This window comes from Corynebacterium guangdongense (assembly GCF_030408915.1).
Classification (GTDB): Bacteria; Actinomycetota; Actinomycetes; order Mycobacteriales; family Mycobacteriaceae; genus Corynebacterium; species Corynebacterium guangdongense.
Map to the genome: position 1 here is coordinate 279,917 of NZ_CP047654.1, position 17,512 is coordinate 297,428.

18 protein-coding genes are annotated in these 17,512 nt (G+C 67.6%); 11 read left to right on the forward strand and 7 right to left on the reverse strand.

All coding sequences use genetic code 11. The features are described 5' to 3' along the window. Nucleotides 1-4: 4 nt before the first annotated feature. From CGUA_RS01395 to CGUA_RS01405, 3 genes are all read right to left on the reverse strand, one after another. A complete protein-coding gene (locus CGUA_RS01395; protein WP_290196977.1) occupies nt 5-682 on the reverse strand; it encodes a potassium channel family protein in 678 nt (225 codons plus the stop codon). Further along, nucleotides 675-2,039, reverse strand: a complete 1,365-nt coding sequence (locus CGUA_RS01400; protein WP_290196979.1) for a TrkH family potassium uptake protein — start codon at nt 2,037-2,039, stop codon at nt 675-677. Before CGUA_RS01400 ends, CGUA_RS01395 begins: the two co-directional genes overlap by 8 nt. 156 nt (nt 2,040-2,195) lie before the next feature. After that, nucleotides 2,196-3,323, reverse strand: coding sequence for an alpha/beta hydrolase (locus tag CGUA_RS01405; protein WP_290196981.1), 1,128 nt, complete (start codon nt 3,321-3,323; stop codon nt 2,196-2,198). Nucleotides 3,324-3,904: 581 nt separating this feature from the next. Here CGUA_RS01405 and lpdA point away from each other — a divergent pair. The 10 genes from lpdA (at nt 3,905) to CGUA_RS01455 (ending at nt 13,861) form a co-directional block, all read left to right on the forward strand. Then, nucleotides 3,905-5,317, forward strand: a complete 1,413-nt coding sequence (gene lpdA, locus CGUA_RS01410; protein ID WP_290196984.1) for a dihydrolipoyl dehydrogenase — start codon at nt 3,905-3,907, stop codon at nt 5,315-5,317. A 103-nt stretch (nt 5,318-5,420) separates the two neighbouring features. Beyond that, the gene (locus CGUA_RS01415; RefSeq protein WP_290196985.1) at nt 5,421-6,491 is read left to right on the forward strand and encodes a hypothetical protein; all 1,071 of its coding nucleotides are present in this window, start codon (nt 5,421-5,423) and stop codon (nt 6,489-6,491) included. Between the two features lie 357 nt (nt 6,492-6,848). Beyond that, nucleotides 6,849-7,604 carry a succinate dehydrogenase cytochrome b subunit gene (locus tag CGUA_RS01420; protein ID WP_290196987.1) on the forward strand — a complete coding sequence of 252 codons (756 nt, stop codon included), beginning with the start codon at nt 6,849-6,851 and terminating at the stop codon, nt 7,602-7,604. Nucleotides 7,605-7,625: 21 nt separating this feature from the next. Next, nucleotides 7,626-9,644, forward strand: coding sequence for a fumarate reductase/succinate dehydrogenase flavoprotein subunit (locus CGUA_RS01425; RefSeq protein WP_290196989.1), 2,019 nt, complete (start codon nt 7,626-7,628; stop codon nt 9,642-9,644). After that, nucleotides 9,644-10,393: a succinate dehydrogenase/fumarate reductase iron-sulfur subunit gene (locus tag CGUA_RS01430; RefSeq protein WP_290196991.1), complete on the forward strand. Its 750-nt coding sequence runs from the start codon at nt 9,644-9,646 to the stop codon at nt 10,391-10,393. The genes CGUA_RS01425 and CGUA_RS01430 overlap by 1 nt, the downstream gene beginning before the upstream one ends. A 172-nt stretch (nt 10,394-10,565) precedes the next feature. Further along, on the forward strand, nt 10,566-10,940 hold the full coding sequence (locus CGUA_RS01435) for a hypothetical protein (protein ID WP_290196993.1): 375 nt from the start codon (nt 10,566-10,568) through the stop codon (nt 10,938-10,940). Between the two features lie 120 nt (nt 10,941-11,060). Next, nucleotides 11,061-12,389 carry a DUF445 domain-containing protein gene (locus tag CGUA_RS01440; RefSeq protein WP_290196995.1) on the forward strand — a complete coding sequence of 443 codons (1,329 nt, stop codon included), beginning with the start codon at nt 11,061-11,063 and terminating at the stop codon, nt 12,387-12,389. 30 nt (nt 12,390-12,419) lie between these two features. Then, complete coding sequence (locus tag CGUA_RS01445) at nt 12,420-12,986, forward strand: CGLAU_01105 family protein (protein WP_290196997.1); 567 nt, start codon at nt 12,420-12,422, stop codon at nt 12,984-12,986. 12 nt (nt 12,987-12,998) lie between these two features. Continuing rightward, nucleotides 12,999-13,286 (forward strand): DUF2516 family protein, encoded by a 288-nt coding sequence (locus CGUA_RS01450; RefSeq protein WP_374725081.1) that lies wholly within the window; start codon nt 12,999-13,001, stop codon nt 13,284-13,286. An 11-nt stretch (nt 13,287-13,297) separates the two neighbouring features. After that, on the forward strand, nt 13,298-13,861 hold the full coding sequence (locus tag CGUA_RS01455) for a hypothetical protein (RefSeq protein ID WP_290197002.1): 564 nt from the start codon (nt 13,298-13,300) through the stop codon (nt 13,859-13,861). Nucleotides 13,862-13,864: 3 nt separating this feature from the next. On the opposite strand, the gene CGUA_RS01460 is transcribed toward CGUA_RS01455, so the two are convergent. Genes CGUA_RS01460 through CGUA_RS01470 form a run of 3 tightly spaced genes read right to left on the reverse strand, consistent with a single transcriptional unit; the run spans nt 13,865 to nt 16,063 of the window. Next, nucleotides 13,865-14,659: an LmeA family phospholipid-binding protein gene (locus tag CGUA_RS01460; protein WP_290197004.1), complete on the reverse strand. Its 795-nt coding sequence runs from the start codon at nt 14,657-14,659 to the stop codon at nt 13,865-13,867. Between the two features lie 40 nt (nt 14,660-14,699). Beyond that, the gene (locus CGUA_RS01465; RefSeq protein WP_290197007.1) at nt 14,700-15,527 is read right to left on the reverse strand and encodes a class I SAM-dependent methyltransferase; all 828 of its coding nucleotides are present in this window, start codon (nt 15,525-15,527) and stop codon (nt 14,700-14,702) included. A gap of 44 nt (nt 15,528-15,571) precedes the next feature. Further along, nucleotides 15,572-16,063, reverse strand: coding sequence for a DUF2505 domain-containing protein (locus tag CGUA_RS01470; RefSeq protein ID WP_290197009.1), 492 nt, complete (start codon nt 16,061-16,063; stop codon nt 15,572-15,574). Nucleotides 16,064-16,087: 24 nt separating this feature from the next. On the opposite strand from CGUA_RS01470, the gene CGUA_RS01475 reads away from it, so the two are divergent. Beyond that, complete coding sequence (locus CGUA_RS01475) at nt 16,088-17,188, forward strand: UDP-N-acetylmuramate dehydrogenase (protein WP_290197010.1); 1,101 nt, start codon at nt 16,088-16,090, stop codon at nt 17,186-17,188. On the opposite strand, the gene CGUA_RS01480 is transcribed toward CGUA_RS01475, so the two are convergent. Further along, nucleotides 17,185-17,490 (reverse strand): ArsR/SmtB family transcription factor, encoded by a 306-nt coding sequence (locus CGUA_RS01480; RefSeq protein WP_290197036.1) that lies wholly within the window; start codon nt 17,488-17,490, stop codon nt 17,185-17,187. The genes CGUA_RS01475 and CGUA_RS01480 overlap by 4 nt on opposite strands. Between the last annotated feature and the right edge of the window lie 22 nt (nt 17,491-17,512).

Genomic DNA, 17,512 nt, shown 5'->3' on the forward strand with positions numbered 1-17,512 from the left:
GAGCCTACTGGAGTCGGGTGAAGCGCTCGGCGGCGTCCGCCGGGCCGGTGACCATGATGATGTCGCCTTCATGGGGGATTTCGTGGCCGCTGGCATGATGCCAGCGACCGCCCGGGTTCTTCAGGGCGACGACGTGGAGCTGACTGGTGAGGGCGTCCGTGAGCGGTTTGCCGAGCAGCGGGGCCGGCGCGTGCGCGACGAGGATGACGAAGTCCTCGGAGTAGGCCTGGTAGTCGAGGAGGTTTCCGCCGATGACGTGCGCGGTGCGCTTGCCGGTGTCGGCGTCGGGAAAGACGACGTGATGGACGCCGAGCTGGGTGAGGATTTTGCCGTGCGCGCTTGTCGACGCCTTCGCCCACACGTGCGGCACCCCGGCGGACAGGGCCAGCGACGCCGTGAGCACGGAGGCGTCCAATTTGCTGATCGCGACGATGACGCGGTCGAAGTCGGCGATGCCGAGCTGCTCGAAGGCGGTCTCGTTGGAGACGTCGGCGACGACCACCTTCGTCAGCAGGTCGGCGTGCGCCTGGACGGGTGCGTGGTCGAGGTCGACGCCGAGGACGGGCACGCCCATGGACTCCAGCTCGAGGGCGACGGCGGAGCCGAAGCGGCCGAGCCCGAGGACGGCGATGGCGTCCGGGGTGGTGCCCGAGCGGATGTCGCGGTGCAGGAAGTTAGCCAATGATCGGCCTTTCGGTGGGGAATTCGTACTGGCGGGTGGGTTGGCGGCGCGCCAGGGAGTTGGCGAGGGTGATGGGGCCGAGGCGCCCGATGAACATGCAGGCCATGAGGGTCAGTTGGGCGGCCGGGGGCAGGGCGGCGGTGATGCCGGTGGACAGTCCGACCGTGGCGAAGGCGCTGACCACCTCGTAGAGCACGATCCCCAGGTCGAAGGGGGACAGCGCCAGGACGACGCCGGTGGCGAGGAGGACGACGCCTGCGCCGAGGGTGACGACGGCGATGGCCTCGCGCTGCACCGCCGAGGGGATGCGGCGGCCGAAGGCGGCGACGTCGGTGCGGTTGAGGTAGGCGGAGCGCGCCACCAGCACCAGGACCAGCACCGTGGTGATCTTCAGGCCGCCACCGGTGCCGGCGGGGCCGGTGCCGATGATCATGAGGATGTCCATGAGGAACCAGGAGCCCTCGTTGAGCTGGGCGATGTCGACGGAATTGAAGCCGGCGGTGCGGGTGAAGGCCGACTGCGCGAAGGCGTTGAGGATCTTGTCCCCGACGCTCAGGGGGCCGAGCGTGGCGGGGTTGCGCCATTCGTTGACCAGCAGCAGCAGGGTGCCGACGCCGAGCAGGCCCGCCGTGCCGAGCAGGACGAGCCTGGTGTTGAGGGCCCACTTCCGCGGCAGCCGGTAGGTGCGGGCCAGGTCCACGATCACCGGGAAGCCCAGACCGCCGAGGATGACCGCCCCGCAGATCGGCAGCAGGACGCCCCAGTCGGAGGCGAAGTCCATCAGGCTGAGCGAATAGAGCGCGAAGCCCGCGTTGTTGAACGCACTGACCGCGTGGAAAACCCCGTGCCACAGCGCACGCGCCGGGGAGTAGTCGTACTGGAGCTGGAACCACATCGCCAGCCACAGCGCGGTGAGGGCCTCGATGAGCAGGGTCCAGCCCGCGATGCGCAGCAGCGTCTGCCCCAAAGACCCCATGCCGTCGCTGCGCGTCATGGAGGCCACGGTGATGCGCTCGCGCAGGCCCATGCGCAGAGCGAGCAACCGGGCGAGCACCGAGGCCAGGGTCATGACGCCGAAGCCGCCGACCTGGATCAGCCCGACGATGACGGCCTGCCCGAGAATCGACCAGTGCGTGGCGGTGTCCACCACGATGAGCCCGGTCACGCATAGCGCGGAGACAGTGGTGAAGGCCGCAGCCAAGGCGTCGGTGGATGTACCGTCCGCGGAGGAGGCGGGCAGCATCAGCACCAGCGTGCCCACGACGACGGCGACGGCGAAGCCTGCGACCGTGACCCGCGAGGGGCTGGCCTGAAGGGCGAGGCGGGCTCGCCTCGCCACGCCGGGGGAATTACTCACGAGCGGAAATGCTACTCGCTCCCGGGCGGGGTGCATCCCCTGAAAGACGGAGGGGCCGGTCGAGGTCCTTGACGCCGCCGGGCCGGTGCCGCGCACGAGAAGACCCCGGGGACGCGCTGACGCGTCACCGGGGCCGGGGGCCGGGGGCCGGGCGGTTTAGCCGAAGAAGGCGCGCTCGAAGGTCGGCCAGGACAGCTGCAGATCGTCCCGCCAGGAGGGCCAGGAGTGGGTGCCCGTGTTACGGAAGTTCCAGTCGGCCGGGATGCCGAGGGAGTCCAGCTTTGCCTTCATGTCGTGGGTGCAGCCGTTGGAGGCCGCCTCGATGATGCCGCCCTCGAACTGCAGGACGGCGGCGTTGGCGGAGGCGATGGCCGGGTCGACGCCACGAGCGGTGTAGTAACCGGCCATGTCGGTCTCGCCGGCGAGGCCGGAGCCGTTGGAGATGTACATCTCGGTGCCGCGCAGACCGGCGGCGTTGACGAGGGCGTCGTTGTACAGGTTGTGGCTGCCGCCCAGGGGGCCGAGCATGGTCTGCGGGTTGCTGCCGCCGCGATCCAGGGTCAGGCCGGTGAAGCCGTAGGTGATCGGGGTGGAGGTGGAGTAGCAGCCCGAGAACGCGCCCGCGGCGTCGTAGAAGCCGGTGTTGTGGGCGGCGAACAGCAGGGCGGAGGTCGCCGACATGGAGAAGCCGATGATGCCGCGCTGGTTACCGGCGTCGAGGTAGTTCTCGATCGGACCCGGCAGCTCCTTGGTCAGGAAGGTCTCCCACTTCTGCGGGCCGGTCAGGTAGCCGGAGTTCGGGGTGCCGAGCCAGTCCATGTAGTAGGAGAAGGCGCCGGCCATCGGAATGACGACGTTGACGCCCTTGCCCGAGTAGAAGTCGATGGTGCCCTCGTGATCGGCCGTGCTCGGGTTCAGGGTGAACCAGTCGTTGTTCTGCTCGGCGCCGCCGGCGCCGTTGAGCAGGTAGATCGTCGGGGCGTCGGCGACGCGCCTGCCCTGCGGGTCGGTCGCCGGGATGACGGCGAGCGGAATGTCACGGCCCATGGACGGGGAGTAGGCCTTCAGCTTCAGGACGCGGTCCGCGTTCTGGTCCGCGATTTTGACCCACGTGCGGTCCGAGGGCTGGGTGAACTCCGAGATCGTGGACTGCGCGACGTCGCCGGCGACCTGTGCCGGGGTGACGTCGGCCGCGCCGGCGACCGGGGCTGCGACGCCGGACATTCCGGCGCCGAGGGCAATTGCGATAGCCGCCGGGGCAGCCAGCTTACGAAGCAGTTTCATCTGTCTCTCTTCCGCTTTACTTTCACCGTGACCGTGGGGGAGAGGCCGGGGTGCGTCAAAGCTTGTATCGGGGCACCTGTAACAATCGTTAGCAAACGCTCGGAATTAAACCTTGGCTCGAATCTTGGCATGTTTTCAGGCGCTGCGCACCATCGGACGCGCATCGTGGGGAAAATACCGGCGTTGCCAGTGGTGAGCAAGTGAGAATCGTGTCATAATGTTGCCAGAATTTCCTGAGGTCCCCAGGGCCGGAATGTAACGATCGCCGGCCCTTCCGGGATGAACTCAGGGAGCAATCCTCCACCCAGCGAAAGGCAACGCGCATGTCCATTGTCGAGCAGATTCAGCTTCAGATCAACGAGATTCTCGGTGCCGCCCTGCACCTCGGCTCCTCCACCTCCTCCCAGATCGCCCTGAGCCTGGGCTTCTTCTAGGAGTCTGGGTGACGACGCCCGATCCCCCACCCCACAAAGGTGGGGGATCGGGCGTCGTCGTGCCCTGTGGCCCGCGTCAATAAGCTTCCGGGGGGTAGATACCCTCTTTCTTGCGACGTTCCGGGGCGCACGCCGTATCCTTGGGCCATGGCTAATGAACATTATGACGTTGTAGTACTCGGCGCGGGCCCCGGTGGCTACGTCGCCGCCATCCGCGCGGCCCAGCTGGGCAAGAAGGTCGCGGTCATCGAGAAGCAGTACTGGGGCGGCGTCTGCCTGAACGTGGGCTGCATCCCCTCCAAGTCCCTGATCAAGAACGCAGAAGTCGCCAACATCTTCAACCACGAGAAGAAGGTCTTCGGCATCAAGGGTGACGTCACCTTCGAGTACGGGGACGCCCACAAGCGCTCCCGCCAGGTCTCCGACAAGATCGTCGGCGGCATCCACTACCTGATGAAGAAGAACAACATCACCGAGATCAACGGCCTGGGCTCCTTCAAGGACGCCAAGACCATCGAGATCACCGAGGGCGATGACCAGGGCAAGACCGTCACCTTCGACGACGTCATCATCGCCACCGGCTCCGTCGTCAACTCCCTGCGCGGCGTCGAGTTCTCCGAGAACGTCGTGTCCTACGAGGAGCAGATCCTCAACCCGAAGGCCCCGGAAAAGATGGTCATCGTCGGTGGCGGCGCCATCGGCATGGAGTTCGCCTACGTCCTCAACGCCTACGGCGTCGACGTCACCGTCATCGAGTTCATGGACCGTGTGCTGCCGAACGAGGATTCGGAGATCTCCAAGACCATCGCCAGGGTCTACAAGAAGCTGGGCGTCAAGGTCCTCGCCGGCCACGCCACGACCGCCGTCCGCGACAACGGCTCCTCCGTCGAGGTCGACTACCAGAAGAAGGGCTCGGACAAGACCGAGACCATCACCGTTGATCGCGTCCTCGTCTCCGTCGGCTTCCGCCCGCGCACCGAGGGCTACGGCCTGGAGAACACCGGCGTCGAGCTCACCGAGCGTGGCGCCATCGCCATCGACGACTACATGCGCACCAACGTCGATCACATCTACGCCATCGGTGACGTCACCGCCAAGCTGCAGCTGGCCCACGTCGCCGAGGCCATGGGCGTCGTCGCCGCCGAGGTCATCGCCGGCGCCGAGACCCAGCCGCTGGGCGACTACATGATGATGCCGCGCGCGACCTTCTGCAACCCGCAGGTCGCCTCCTTCGGCTACACCCTCGAGGCCGCCAAGGAGAAGTGGCCGGAGAAGAAGTTCAAGGTCTCCTCCTTCCCGTTCTCCGCCAACGGCAAGGCCGTCGGCGCCAACGCCACCGAGGGCTTCGTCAAGATCATCGCGGACGAGGAATACGGCGAACTGGTCGGCGCACACATGATCGGCGAGGGCGTCTCCGACATGACCCCGCAGCTGACCCTCGCGCAGCGCTTCGACCTCACCGCCGGCGAGATCTCCCGCAACGTCCACATCCACCCGACCATGTCGGAGGCGATGAAGGAAGCGGCCCACGGCATCGACGGCCACATGATCAACTTCTAGGCACGTAGAGTCGGGCGTGAACGTTTGAACGCGGCCGGGAGGACCATCGCCTGGTCCTTCCGGCCGCCGTCGTTTCCCCACCCATGTTCAGGAGGCTGGCACCGTGCGAATCGGAATTGTGGCGGATCGCGGGCAACCGGCCGCAGACGTCGCCCGGGTGCTTCAGGGCCTTGAGGACGACGACGCCCTGAAGGGCGTCAACGTCGACATGGTCACCGGCACCCTCCCCATGACGGAGGAGGGGGAGGTGCAGCTCGAGCGTTACGGTCCGAGCATGCGCACGGCCCGTGACTGGGACCGGCTCATCTACGTCACCGACCTGCCACTGACCACCCGGCGCCGGCCGGTGGTGAGCCAGACGTCCACGGACGGCAACGATGTCCTTCTCAGCACCCCGGCCTTCGGTGCTGTGCTGGGCCGGCGCCGCCTGGGCAAGGAACTGAGGTCCCTGCTCACCGGTGGGGGCCCGGTCCACGGGGTGGAGGTGGCCGAGCCGGGCGATTCCTCGGCCTCGTCGCGGGTGCTTGACCGGCCAGGACGCAGCCTCAGCCTCATCGGCGGCATGGTCCGGGCGAATCAGCCGGGAAGTATCCTGCCCGCGATGGCCGGATCTCTCGCGGCCATGGCGGCCACCGGGGGCTTCGGCGTGTTCTACGGCTCGATCTGGAACCTCTCGGAGGCGATGGGGGCGTGGCGGCTGGCCGTGCTGTCCGTGATGGCGGTGACCGTCTTCTCCGCCTGGCTCATCGTGCGCAACCGCCTGTGGGTGCGCCGGGGCACACAGCAGTCCCGCTGGCGGGAGAACATCGACAACATCGTCACGCTGCTGACGATCGTGTTGACGGTGCTGCTGATGTTTGTGGTGGCGGCGGCGGGCATGGCGCTTCTCTCCGTGGTGGTGGTCCCTGGGGATTACCTGAAAGCAGAACTTGAGGAACCGGCCAGCTGGGCCTCCTACGTGCGGATCGGGTGGCTCTCCGCCGCGCTGGGGACTTTCGCCGGTGCGATCGGCTCCAACTTCGATCGATCGGTGGAGATTCGATCTGCGATCTACACCGTGCGCGAGTACGAACGCCGCCGGGCGGTGGCCGAACGAATTGAGGAGGCCGAGCGGGAGGGCACCCTCCATGACGAGGACTTCATCCAGCGAATGAGGGTGTGGGACAGTGATTGAGGGCAAAATCCAAGGTCAATGGGGCGCGGGCAGTGGGACAGGCGTACCGGTTGTGACCGTTCCGGGGAATGTGTGAACTCAATCTTTGGGTTGATACCCATTGGGGTGGCCTCGAGGGGCGTTTGCCGTGCTGGTGGGCAACATCACAACCCATCGAAACGGGCCCGGTTATAAGGAAACAGTAATGTTCACAATTTCTGCGGACGTGCGAAAAGAAGGCCACCGCTTAGGGGAACCTAAGTAGAGCGCTCCGAGGTGATTCTGTGAAAAACATGCCTGTGCCCGGGCCTGACCGGCAGTTTCGGTGGAGGTTCCGGAGAAATTCGTCGTAGAGTAATGCGGAACACTGGAGGTGTCATGACTGTTACTAACGCAGACCGTGAATCCCTACGTCACGGCAAAATCACCGAACGACCGCTGCGCGACAAGCCGGGATATCCGTCCTGGGCAATCAAGCTCGTCATGGCGGTTACGGGTCTTATTTTCGCTCTCTTCGTCATCGGCCACATGGCCGGCAACCTGAAGCTCTACATGCCCGCACACGACGGCGTCGCCGCCCTCGATGAGTACGGTGCGTTCCTGCGCACCATGGGCGCCCCGCTCTTCCCCTACGAGTCCATCCTGTGGGTCATCCGCATCGTTCTGCTGGTCGCCCTCGTGGCCCATATCCACGGCGCGATCACCCTGATCTCCCGCTCCGGCAAGTCCCGCGGCAAGTTCCGCCGCACCAACCTCATGGGTGGCATGGACTCCGCGGCCACCCGCTCGATGATCGTCACCGGCGTCATCATCCTGCTCTTCCTCCTCTTCCACCTGGCTGACCTGACCCTCGGTCTGTCGCCGGCCGCACCGGAGACCTTCGAGCACGGTGCCGTCCACGCGAACATGATTGCGACCTTCTCCCGCTGGCCGGTCGTCCTGCTCTACGTCATCGCCAACCTGGCGCTGTTCCTCCACCTGTTCCACGGCATCAAGCTGGCCGCTTCCGACCTGGGCATCACCGGTCGCCGGTGGCGCGTGGTCTTCAGCTGGCTCGCAGCACTGGTGCCGCTGATCGTGGTTGCAGGCAACATCATCATGCCCCTGTCCGTCCTCTTCGGCTGGGTCAGCTAGGTCAGATAGGAAATTTCATCCATGAGCAACATCGCAAATTCTGCACCGGCTGAGCAGCCGCAGTTCACCGCGCCGAACTCGTCCGTCGCGGGTGTCTCGGTCGGCACCGTCCTCGATAACGCGGAGCCCAAGGGCGTCCCGATGCGCGACATGTGGGACTACCAGAAGGACCACATGAACCTGGTCTCCCCGCTGAACCGCCGCAAGTTCACCGTCATCGTCGTCGGCACCGGCCTGTCCGGCGGCGCGGCCGCCGCCGCCCTCGGTGAGCTCGGCTACAACGTGAAGGTCTACACCTACCACGACGCCCCGCGCCGTGCGCACTCCATCGCGGCCCAGGGCGGCGTCAACTCCGCCCGCGGCAAGAAGGTCGACAACGACAGCGCCTACCGTCACGTCAAGGACACCGTCAAGGGTGGCGACTACCGTGGCCGCGAGTCCGACTGCTGGCGTCTGGCCATCGAGTCGGCCCGCGTCATCGACCACATGAACGCCATCGGCGCCCCCTTCGCCCGTGAGTACGGCGGCACCCTGGCCACCCGTTCCTTCGGTGGCGTCCAGGTCTCGCGCACCTACTACACCCGTGGCCAGACGGGTCAGCAGCTGCAGCTGTCGACCGCGTCCGCGCTGCAGCGCCAGATCCACCTGGGCAACGTCGAGATCTTCACGCATGCCGACATGCTGGATCTCATCGTCTCCGAGAAGGACGGCAAGCGTCGCGCCACCGGCATCGTCACCCGTAACCTCATCACCGGTGAGCTCGAGGCGCACACCGCCCACGCGGTCATCCTGGCCACCGGCGGCTACGGCAACGTCTACGAGATGTCGACCCTGGCCAAGAACTCCAACGCGGGCGCCCTCATGCGTGCCTACGAGCAGGGCGCGTACTTCGCGTCCCCGTCGTTCATCCAGTTCCACCCGACGGGCCTGCCGATCAACGCCTCCTGGCAGTCGAAGACCATCCTCATGTCGGAGTCGCTGCGTAACGACGGCCGCATCTGGTCCCCGAAGGAGCCGGGCGACGACCGCGACCCGAACACCATTCCGGAGGAGGAGCGCGACTACTTCCTGGAGCGCCGCTACCCGGCCTTCGGCAACCTGGTCCCGCGTGACGTCGCCTCCCGTGCGATCTCCCAGCAGATCAACGCCGGCTACGGCATCGGCCCGCTGAAGAACTCGGTGTACCTGGACTTCCGGGACGCCTTCGAGCGCCTCGGCGTCGACGTGATCGACTCCCGCTACTCCAACCTCTTCAAGATGTACGAGGAGGCCATCGGCGAGGACCCGCACGACGGCCCGATGCGCATCGCCCCGACCGTCCACTTCACCATGGGCGGCCTGTGGACCGATTTCAACGAGATGACCTCCCTCGACGGCCTCTTCGCCGCCGGTGAGGCCTCCTGGACCTACCACGGCGCGAACCGCCTGGGCGCCAACTCGCTGCTGTCCGCGTCCGTCGACGGCTGGTTCACCCTGCCGTTCACCGTGCCGAACTACCTGGCCAACCACCTGGGTGAGCCGCTGCTGCCGGCCGACGCGCCGGAGGCCGTCGAGGCCCTCAACCGCGCCCAGGCCCGGATTGACCGCCTGATGAACGTCAGGGGCCCGAACCCGCACGGAGCCGAGCACTACCACATCAAGCTCGGCGAGATCCTCTACCGCGGCGCGGGCGTCTCCCGCAACGTCGAGGACCTGCAGGCCGCGATCGCCGCCATCCGTGAGCTGCGCCAGGACTTCTGGACCAACGTTCAGGTCACCGGCGAGCAGAACACCATGAACCAGCAGCTGGAGTACGCCGCCCGGGTGGCCGACTACATCGACCTGGGCGAGCTCATCTGCGTCGACGCCCTCGACCGCGATGAGTCCTGTGGCGCTCACTTCCGCGACGACCACCTCTCCGAGGACGGCGAGGCCGAGCGTGACGACGAGAACTGGTGCTTCGTCTCCGCCTGGGAGCCGAACGGCGAGAACGGGTTCATCCGTCACGCCGAGCCGCTCTACTTCGACGCCATCCCGCTGCAGACAAGGAACTACAAGTAATGAAGCTGACACTTGAAATCTGGCGTCAGGCTGGCCCGAACGCCGAGGGAAACTTCGAGACCGTCCAGGTCGACGACGCTGACTCCCAGATGTCCATCCTCGAGCTGCTTGACCACGTCAACGCCGGCTACGTCGAGGCCAACAAGGAGCCCTTCGCGTTCGCGTCCGACTGCCGCGAGGGCATCTGCGGCACCTGTGGTCTGATGGTCAACGGCCGTCCGCACGGCCCGGGCCAGCACACCCCGGCCTGCCAGCAGCGTCTGAACCTCTTCGCCGACGGCGACACCGTGAAGCTGGAGCCGCTGCGCTCCGGCGCCTTCCCGGTCATCAAGGACATGGTCGTCGACCGTTCCGCGCTGGACCGAGTCATGCAGCAGGGCGGCTACATCTCCGTCCACGCCGGCACCGCCCCGGACGCCGACACGCTGCACACCAACTACGAGGCCAACGAGCTGGCGCTCGACCACGCCGCCTGCATCGGCTGCGGCGCCTGCGTCGCCGCCTGCCCGAACGGCGCCGCGCACCTGTTCACCGGCGCGAAGCTGGTCCACCTCTCCCTGACCCCGCTGGGCACCGAGGAGCGTGGCAAGCGCGCCCGTCAGATGGTCGACGAGCTCGAGACCAACTTCGGTCACTGCTCCCTGTACGGCGAGTGCGCCGACGTCTGCCCGGCCGGCATCCCGCTGACCGCGGTCTCCGCAGTCACGCGTGAGCGCGCCCGCGCCGCCTTCCGCGGCAAGGACGACTAGCTTGCGCCCGCTGCACCGGAGGGGTCAACCTTCCGGTGCAGCACTTGTGGCGGTGTGTCGGTCTCCCGGTAGACTGGAACCACAAATCTTTTGAGGCACGATGTCCCCGCACAGCCCCCGATCACGACCGTGACCTGGAGAGCGTGCGCCGGCAAATGAAAGAGAAGCAATCATGAGCACCCCGATTCACGAAAACTCGGCGGACTTCGTCAACGAGTCCTACCGTCAGTACGGCGACACCATCGATTCCACCTACATCGACGGCTACGACCCGATGTCGCTCAACGCGCCGCACTCTTCCCTGGAGAAGGGCTCCACCTGGGTCGGCATGGGCATCTGGGTTGCTTCCCTGGCGTTCGCCGGCATCTGGATCCACGGCCTCGGCATGGTGCTGTGGGGCTCCGGTTCCGTGAACTGGGACCCGACCCCGTTCCTGATCATCGGCGGCGTCGGCCTGATCTCCGCCTGGATCATCGGCTACCTGCTCATCCGCAGCGGCCGCCGTGAGTACAAGGAGTACCGCAAGCGCACCGGCCGCCACAACTAGGCTCCGCCACCGGCGCCACCGGCGCATCGTGCTCGACAGCACCCCGCCACCACCTCACCGTGGTGACGGGGTGCTGCCGTTCTTTCCGCGGGTCCCGGCCCCGCGGTCCATAATGGGCGCATGGGAAAACACACTCGCCCGGACAACGACGACACTGCACCGGCCGTGCGCGGCACGGTACCGGGGCCGGACCCGCTGGTGGAAGCTGAACGCCGCCGGGTGTTGCGCAGGTACCAGGCCTTTGCCACGGGGTTGCTGGTCGTCGCGGCGATCATCTTTCTGACGTGTTCCTTCCTGCAGTCCCGCGGCTACGACAGCGGCTGGCTGGGGCTGGTCCGCGCCGGTGCAGAAGCAGGCATGGTCGGCGGCATCGCGGACTGGTTCGCGGTCACCGCGCTATTCCGGCATCCGCTGGGCATTCCGATTCCGCACACGGCCCTGCTTCCGCGGCAGAAGGACAAGCTCGGCGACACGCTCTCCGAGTTCGTCGGCGACAACTTCCTCAACGCCCAGCTGATCACCGAGAAGGTCTCCAGCGCCAACATCCCGGAACGCATTGGCGGGTGGATGTCGCAGTGGGACAACGCGCGGGTCGTCTCGCGGGAGGCGGGTCGCCTGCTGGCCGCCGTGGTCCGCGACATTGACCCGGCGGACGCGGAGGCGATCATCCGCTCCCAGGTCATCGGGCGCGCCACGGAGCCCAAGTGGGCCCCGCCCGCCGGACGCCTGCTGCAGGGGCTCATCGACGACGGGAAGACCGAACCGGTCGTCCAGGCCACCATCACCTGGGCACGGAGGAAGATCGACGGCATGGAGGAGTCCGTCGTCACGATGATCGACGACCGCATGCCGCAGTGGGCGCCCCGCTTCGCCCGTGATCTCGTGGGGGAGCGCGTGTACAAGGAAATCGTCAAGTTCATCGAGGACGTCGACCGGGATCCGGACCACGAGGCGCGCCACGCCATCCGCCGCTTCATCGCGCAGCTGGCCGAGGACCTGCAGCACGACGAGGGGATGATCGAGCGGGTCGAGGGGCTCAAGGCCGACATGATGGCCTCCACCGCGGTGCAGGAGCTGCCCGGCGGCATCTGGGCGTCGACGTCGAAGGCTCTCCTGGACGCGGCGGAGGATCCCGCCAGCGCGCTGCGCACCAAGGTCACGGAGCTCACGGTCGAATGGGGTGTGCGCATCCGCACCGATCACGGGCTGCGCACCAGCCTGGACCGCCGTCTCACCGGGGCGGTGAAGTTCCTCGCCGAGAACTACTCGGGCGAGGTCACCAGCATCATTTCCGAGACGGTGCAGCGCTGGGACGCCAAGGAGGCGGCGGACAAGATCGAGCTCATGGTGGGCAAGGACCTGCAGTTCATCCGCTTCAACGGCACGATCGTCGGTGCGCTCGCCGGGATGGTTATTTACACTGTGAATTACGTGCTCTTCGGAGTGTAGAAAACGAGCCATCCCAAGGATGTGATGACGATGACCGACGATCGGACACCCCCGCAGGATTCGGGCGCCGCCGACGAGAACTCGCTGCTGGACAGCCTCAAGGCCGCCGGGTCCTCGCTCGGGGGACTCGTCGGCGAGTTCACCGGGGCCTACCGCAGGGACCGCGCCGGCTCCTCCCAGGAGACCGGCACCCACGCGCTGCATGACCCGGTGGAGGAGAAGGACACGACCGTCGCCCAGATACGGGCGGCCGGCGCGGACGCCCGCAGGACTTTCCAGGAGGGCTCCGGCTTCGGGGCGGTCAAGGGGGCCGCCGGCACCTTCGCCGGTCATGCGGAGGGCATCGTGCGGGACGTCGCGGGCAGCGTGGTCGCAGCGGTCGACGCCACCAGGGGGTCGGGCAAGCTCGATGACGTCGGCGGCGCGTTGGGCCGGGTCCGGGATTCGGTGGAGGAGACCATCGGCAGGGTGCGCGGCCGCGGCGCCGACGGCGAGGAGTCCGCCGGTTCGGCGGACGAGGGCTCCACCGATATCATCGACGGGGAAGTGATCTCCGCTGAGACGACGGAGACGCCCGTCGACGAAAAGGACAAGTAACCGATGGATCCGATGTCACTGCTGGACGGGTACATGTGGCTCGAGTCGCTGCTGTACTGGCTCATCGCCCTCGCCGGCGTGGTCGGCGCCGTGCTGGCCGCCACCACCCGCGACGACGCGTACCCCGCGGCCGGGCGCCAGGGCAAGTGGATCTGGGTGGCGATCCTGGTGGCCTCCGCCTTCGTGGTCTTCACCCGCTTCCCGTTCCTCTCCTGGGCGGGCATCGTCGCGATCGGCGTGTACTTCTTTGACGTGCGGCCGCAGATCAGGAACATCGTCAGCGGCAACTACGGCTGGTAGGGCCGTCACACATGATCAGCGACGCCCAGTGGCTGGCCGGGCGCCTCGACGCCGATCTCACCGACCCCACGCTGACCCGGGAAAGGATTCGCGCCGCCTGCGCGCAGGCGGCCGATCTCGGGCTGCACGGGGTCGTCGTCGATCCCGTTCACGTCGCTGCTGTCCCGGACGGCCTGGTGGTCTCCGTCGTGGTGGGTTATCCGACGGGGCGGCACCATTCACTGGTCAAGGCCGCGGAGGCACGGCTGGCGGTGCAGGAGGGGGCGGCGATCATCTGGCTGGCGGTCGACACGACGCTGATCGACGCCAACGCACTGCTGGCTGATGTCGTCGCGGTGCGGCAGGCGGTGCCGCAGCCGGTGCAGCTTGCGGTCATCACCGGCGGCAACGCGGTCGTCAGGGACGCGGCGGTCTCGGGTGGGGCGAATTTCTGCGTCGTCAAGCACCCCGCGGAGGCTCCGGGGCGGACGCTTGTGCGGGCGGCGGACCTGGGCGAGACCGTCGAGGCCCTGGAAAACGGCGCCGCCCGGGTCGCGGTGGCGAATCCGGGCGCGGTGCTGGCGGAGATTGACTAGCGGCTAGAGCTCGCTCAGGGGCACGTCGTGGCCGGTGACCGTCACGCGCAGGGCGCCGTCGACAATCTCGTAGCTGTCGATCGTCAGCGAGTTGGCGACGTCGGCGCCGGCGTGCTCGTTGGCCTGCTCGGCGATTCCCTCCTGCAGCGCCTGGGAGATGCTGGCGGAGACCTCCTGGGGCAGCTCCATGCCGAACAGCCGGGTCGAACGTGCCTCCAGGCTCATCTGGCCGTCGACGTCGGCGGGGGCGAGCGAGATGCCCGCCAGTCCCCGGGCGAATTCCAGATCCAGGGTCTGCTCGGCGACGTTGGCGTTCAGGTCGGTGATGCCGAGCTCATCGACGAGCGTGCTCGCCATCCCGGAGTCCTGACCGACCTGCGAACGCAGCTGCTCGCGGATGATGGCGAGCATGTAGTCCTCCGGCAGCTCGGTCGTGGTGGTCAGCGTGCCGGCCACCGGGTTCTCCGCGACGGTCAGGTCCTCGATGCGCACGTCGGCGGCCGGGGTGCCCTTGTAGGTCTCGCCCTCCTGCTGCAGCGTGGAGGGGGTGCGCATCGTCACTTGGGGCAGCGTGCCACCGAGCAGGCCGAACACCAGGGGAGAGGCGCCGAAGGAGACCTCGGGTTCCTCGGTGACCACGACGCCGTCCTCCTGCGCCTGCTGCTCGAAGCCTTGCGTGACCTGGCCCGAGAGGTACATGCGTAGGCCGACTTCGGCGGCGATGAGTAGGACGACGAGGACGGTGAGGATGGCGAGGAGGACCCGCCACAGGGTGGAACCGGAGGATGTCTTAGCCATGCTGCCCAGTATCGGTGAAGGCGGGCCCCGGCACCAACCGTCACAGGGAGGGGGACACGTGCTCCCAGGGAACCTCCAGCAGGTTGTCGCGGATGCGACGGCGCACCGGGGTGAGGGGGACGCCCTCGTCGACAAGCAGCTGCCTTGCCTGACGCCAGCGCACGCGCGGCCCGTAGGGGGCCCACCCGGCGGCGCGGTCCCAGGCGGAGTCCGCGGCCTGCAGGAGGTCGTGGATGCGCTCGCCCGGGACGTTGCGGTGGATGAGCGCCTTGGGCAGGCGTTCGGCGATGTCGGAGGGCCGGTCCAGATCCATCGGATCCCAGGCCAGGGTCAGGGAGCGGGGGCCGTGGGCGTCGATGAGCACCCAGGTCGAGCGTCGGCCCAGTTCATCGCAGGTCCCCTCGATGAACAGGCCGCCGGGGGCGAGGCGCTCGGCGACGGTCTGCCAGGCCTGCAGGACCTGGGAGACGTCGTACTGGCGCAGCACGTTGAAGGCGCGCACCAGGTGCGGCCGGTGGCCGGCGAGTTCGAAGCCGCCGAGCTCGAAGGTGACGCCGTCGCGGGGCGGCAGGACACGCTCCGGGGCGATCTCGAGCCCGATGACGCGGAGGTCCGGGCGGATCGTGCGCAGCCGGGTGGCCCATTCGACTGTGGTGGTGTGGCTGGCGCCGTAACCGACGTCCACCGCCAGGGGTGCGTCGGCGCCGGTCAGGAGCGCCCGGATACCGGGGTGGTGGACCGTCCAGCGGTCGGAGCGGCGCAGGCGGTTGTAGCCCGTCGTTCCGCGGGTGATGACGCCGAAAGGCCGACCATGCGTGTTCTCGGCGCGCACGTTGTGCGCCCGGAGATTGGGGACATGGTCGGCCATCGGTCGTCAGTTTTCGTTCGGGCGTCAGCGAGGACGCGTCAGTCTCAGAGGTTCTCGGAGATCCACTGGTCGGTGAGCTTGGCCTCGTTCTCGAAGAGCTCGTCCAGGTACTCGCCGACCTTGCCCTCGATGGCCGGTCCCATGAACGGGATGTTCACGGTGGTCTCGTTGTCGTAGTCCAGGGTGGTGGTCTCGCCGTTGCCGGTGACCTTGACGGTGCCCTCGAAGGACGCCGGGGTGCCCTTGACGTCGGCGGTGTAGGACAGCGGGAAGGTGCCGGTCTCGAGGTTGCCGAAGGTGACGACGCGCTTGAGTCGGAGGGCGTCCTTGATCATGGAGTGCACGGCCTCCGGCAGGAACTCCAGCGGCAGAACCTCGAAGAGGGTGGCCTGGCCGTCGGCCAGCTCGTTGAGTTCGCCCGGCTCCGGGGAGAGGTTCTCGGCGATGAAGGTCCAGTAATCCTTGGAGGCGTACGCCTGGTGGAGCTTCTCGACGGAGTGGTTGATGGTCACGGTGTTTTCGCTATGGGTAGCCATGAGACACAGACTACCGTTACACGCGTGACCGAATCATCCTTGACCCAAAAGCTCTCAGAGATTCCCGACACCGCGCTCGACCATGACGTGTCCCTGGCGGATCTGACCACCCTGCGACTGGGCGGCCGCCCGCGCTTCACCGTGCGGTGCGCGACCACGGCGGCGGCGGTCGAGGCGATCCGCGTGCTCGACCGCGCCGGGCAGGGGATCCTCGTGGTCGGCGGCGGCTCGAACCTCGTCGTCGCCGAGGGGGACCTCGATCTGGTGGTCGTGCTGCTGGAGAACGACGGGGTGAGCTACGGGCAGGACGGTCTCATCGAGGCCGAGGCGGGGGCGGTCTGGGACGACGTCGTCGCCGGCTCCGTGGAGCGGGGCCTGGGCGGCCTCGAGTGTCTCTCGGGCATCCCGGGTTCGGCGGGCGCGACCCCGGTGCAGAACGTCGGCGCGTACGGCGCGGAGGTCGCGGAGACGCTGACCGAGGTGCTGCTGCTGGACCGCACCGACGGTTCGGTGTCCTGGGCGCCGGCGTCCTCCCTGGAGCTGGCCTACCGCTACTCCAATCTCAAGTTCACCGGCCGCGCCGTCGTCCTGGCGCTGCGCATGCAGCTGAGCACCGACGGGCTGAGCACGCCGCTGCGCTTCGGCCAGCTCGCCGGCGAGGCCGGTCAGCGCCGGCCCGTCGCGCAGGTGCGTGAGGAGGTGCTGGCCCTGCGCCGCGGCAAGGGCATGGTGCTTGACGACGCCGACCACGACACCTGGTCGGCCGGCTCCTTCTTCACCAACCCGGTGGTGGACCCGGCCGTGGCGGATGAGGTGCAGTCCCGCGTCCGGGAGACCCGGGGAGCGGAGGACGCCGAACGGATGCCACGCTGGCCGGCCGACGGCGGCGACAAGCTCTCGGCGGCCTGGCTCATCGAGCGCGCGGGCTTCCCCCGTGGTTACCCGGACGAGGGCGCGCGGGCGCGGCTGTCGACGAAACACACCCTGGCGCTGACCAACCGCGGTTCGGCGGTCACCGGCGATCTGGTGGCCCTGGCCCGCGAGGTCCGCGACGGCGTCCGCGCCGAGTTCGGCGTGACGCTCGTGCCCGAGCCCGTGTGGATTGGCGTGTCCATCGACGCCTAATGCTCGTGGCTGGTCCCGATCCAGTGGAGCAGGTGGTGGACGCGCTCGTCCGCGATGCCGTAGTGGATGCTGCGGCCGTCGCGGGAGGAGGCCACCGTCCCGTTCTGCTCCATGGCGCGCAGGGCCGCCGAGGCGGTGGCGACGCGGACGTCGGTGGCCTCGGCCAGCTCCGTGACGGTCGAAGCGAACTGCCCCGCGTAGTGGATCGCGCTGAGCAGCTTCAGCCGGGTGGGATCGCCCATGATCTTGAACGTCCCGGACCAGTCGTGGGCCAGTGCCAGGTTGTGCTCCAGTGCCGTCATTGACTACCTCCTGCGGCCGAAC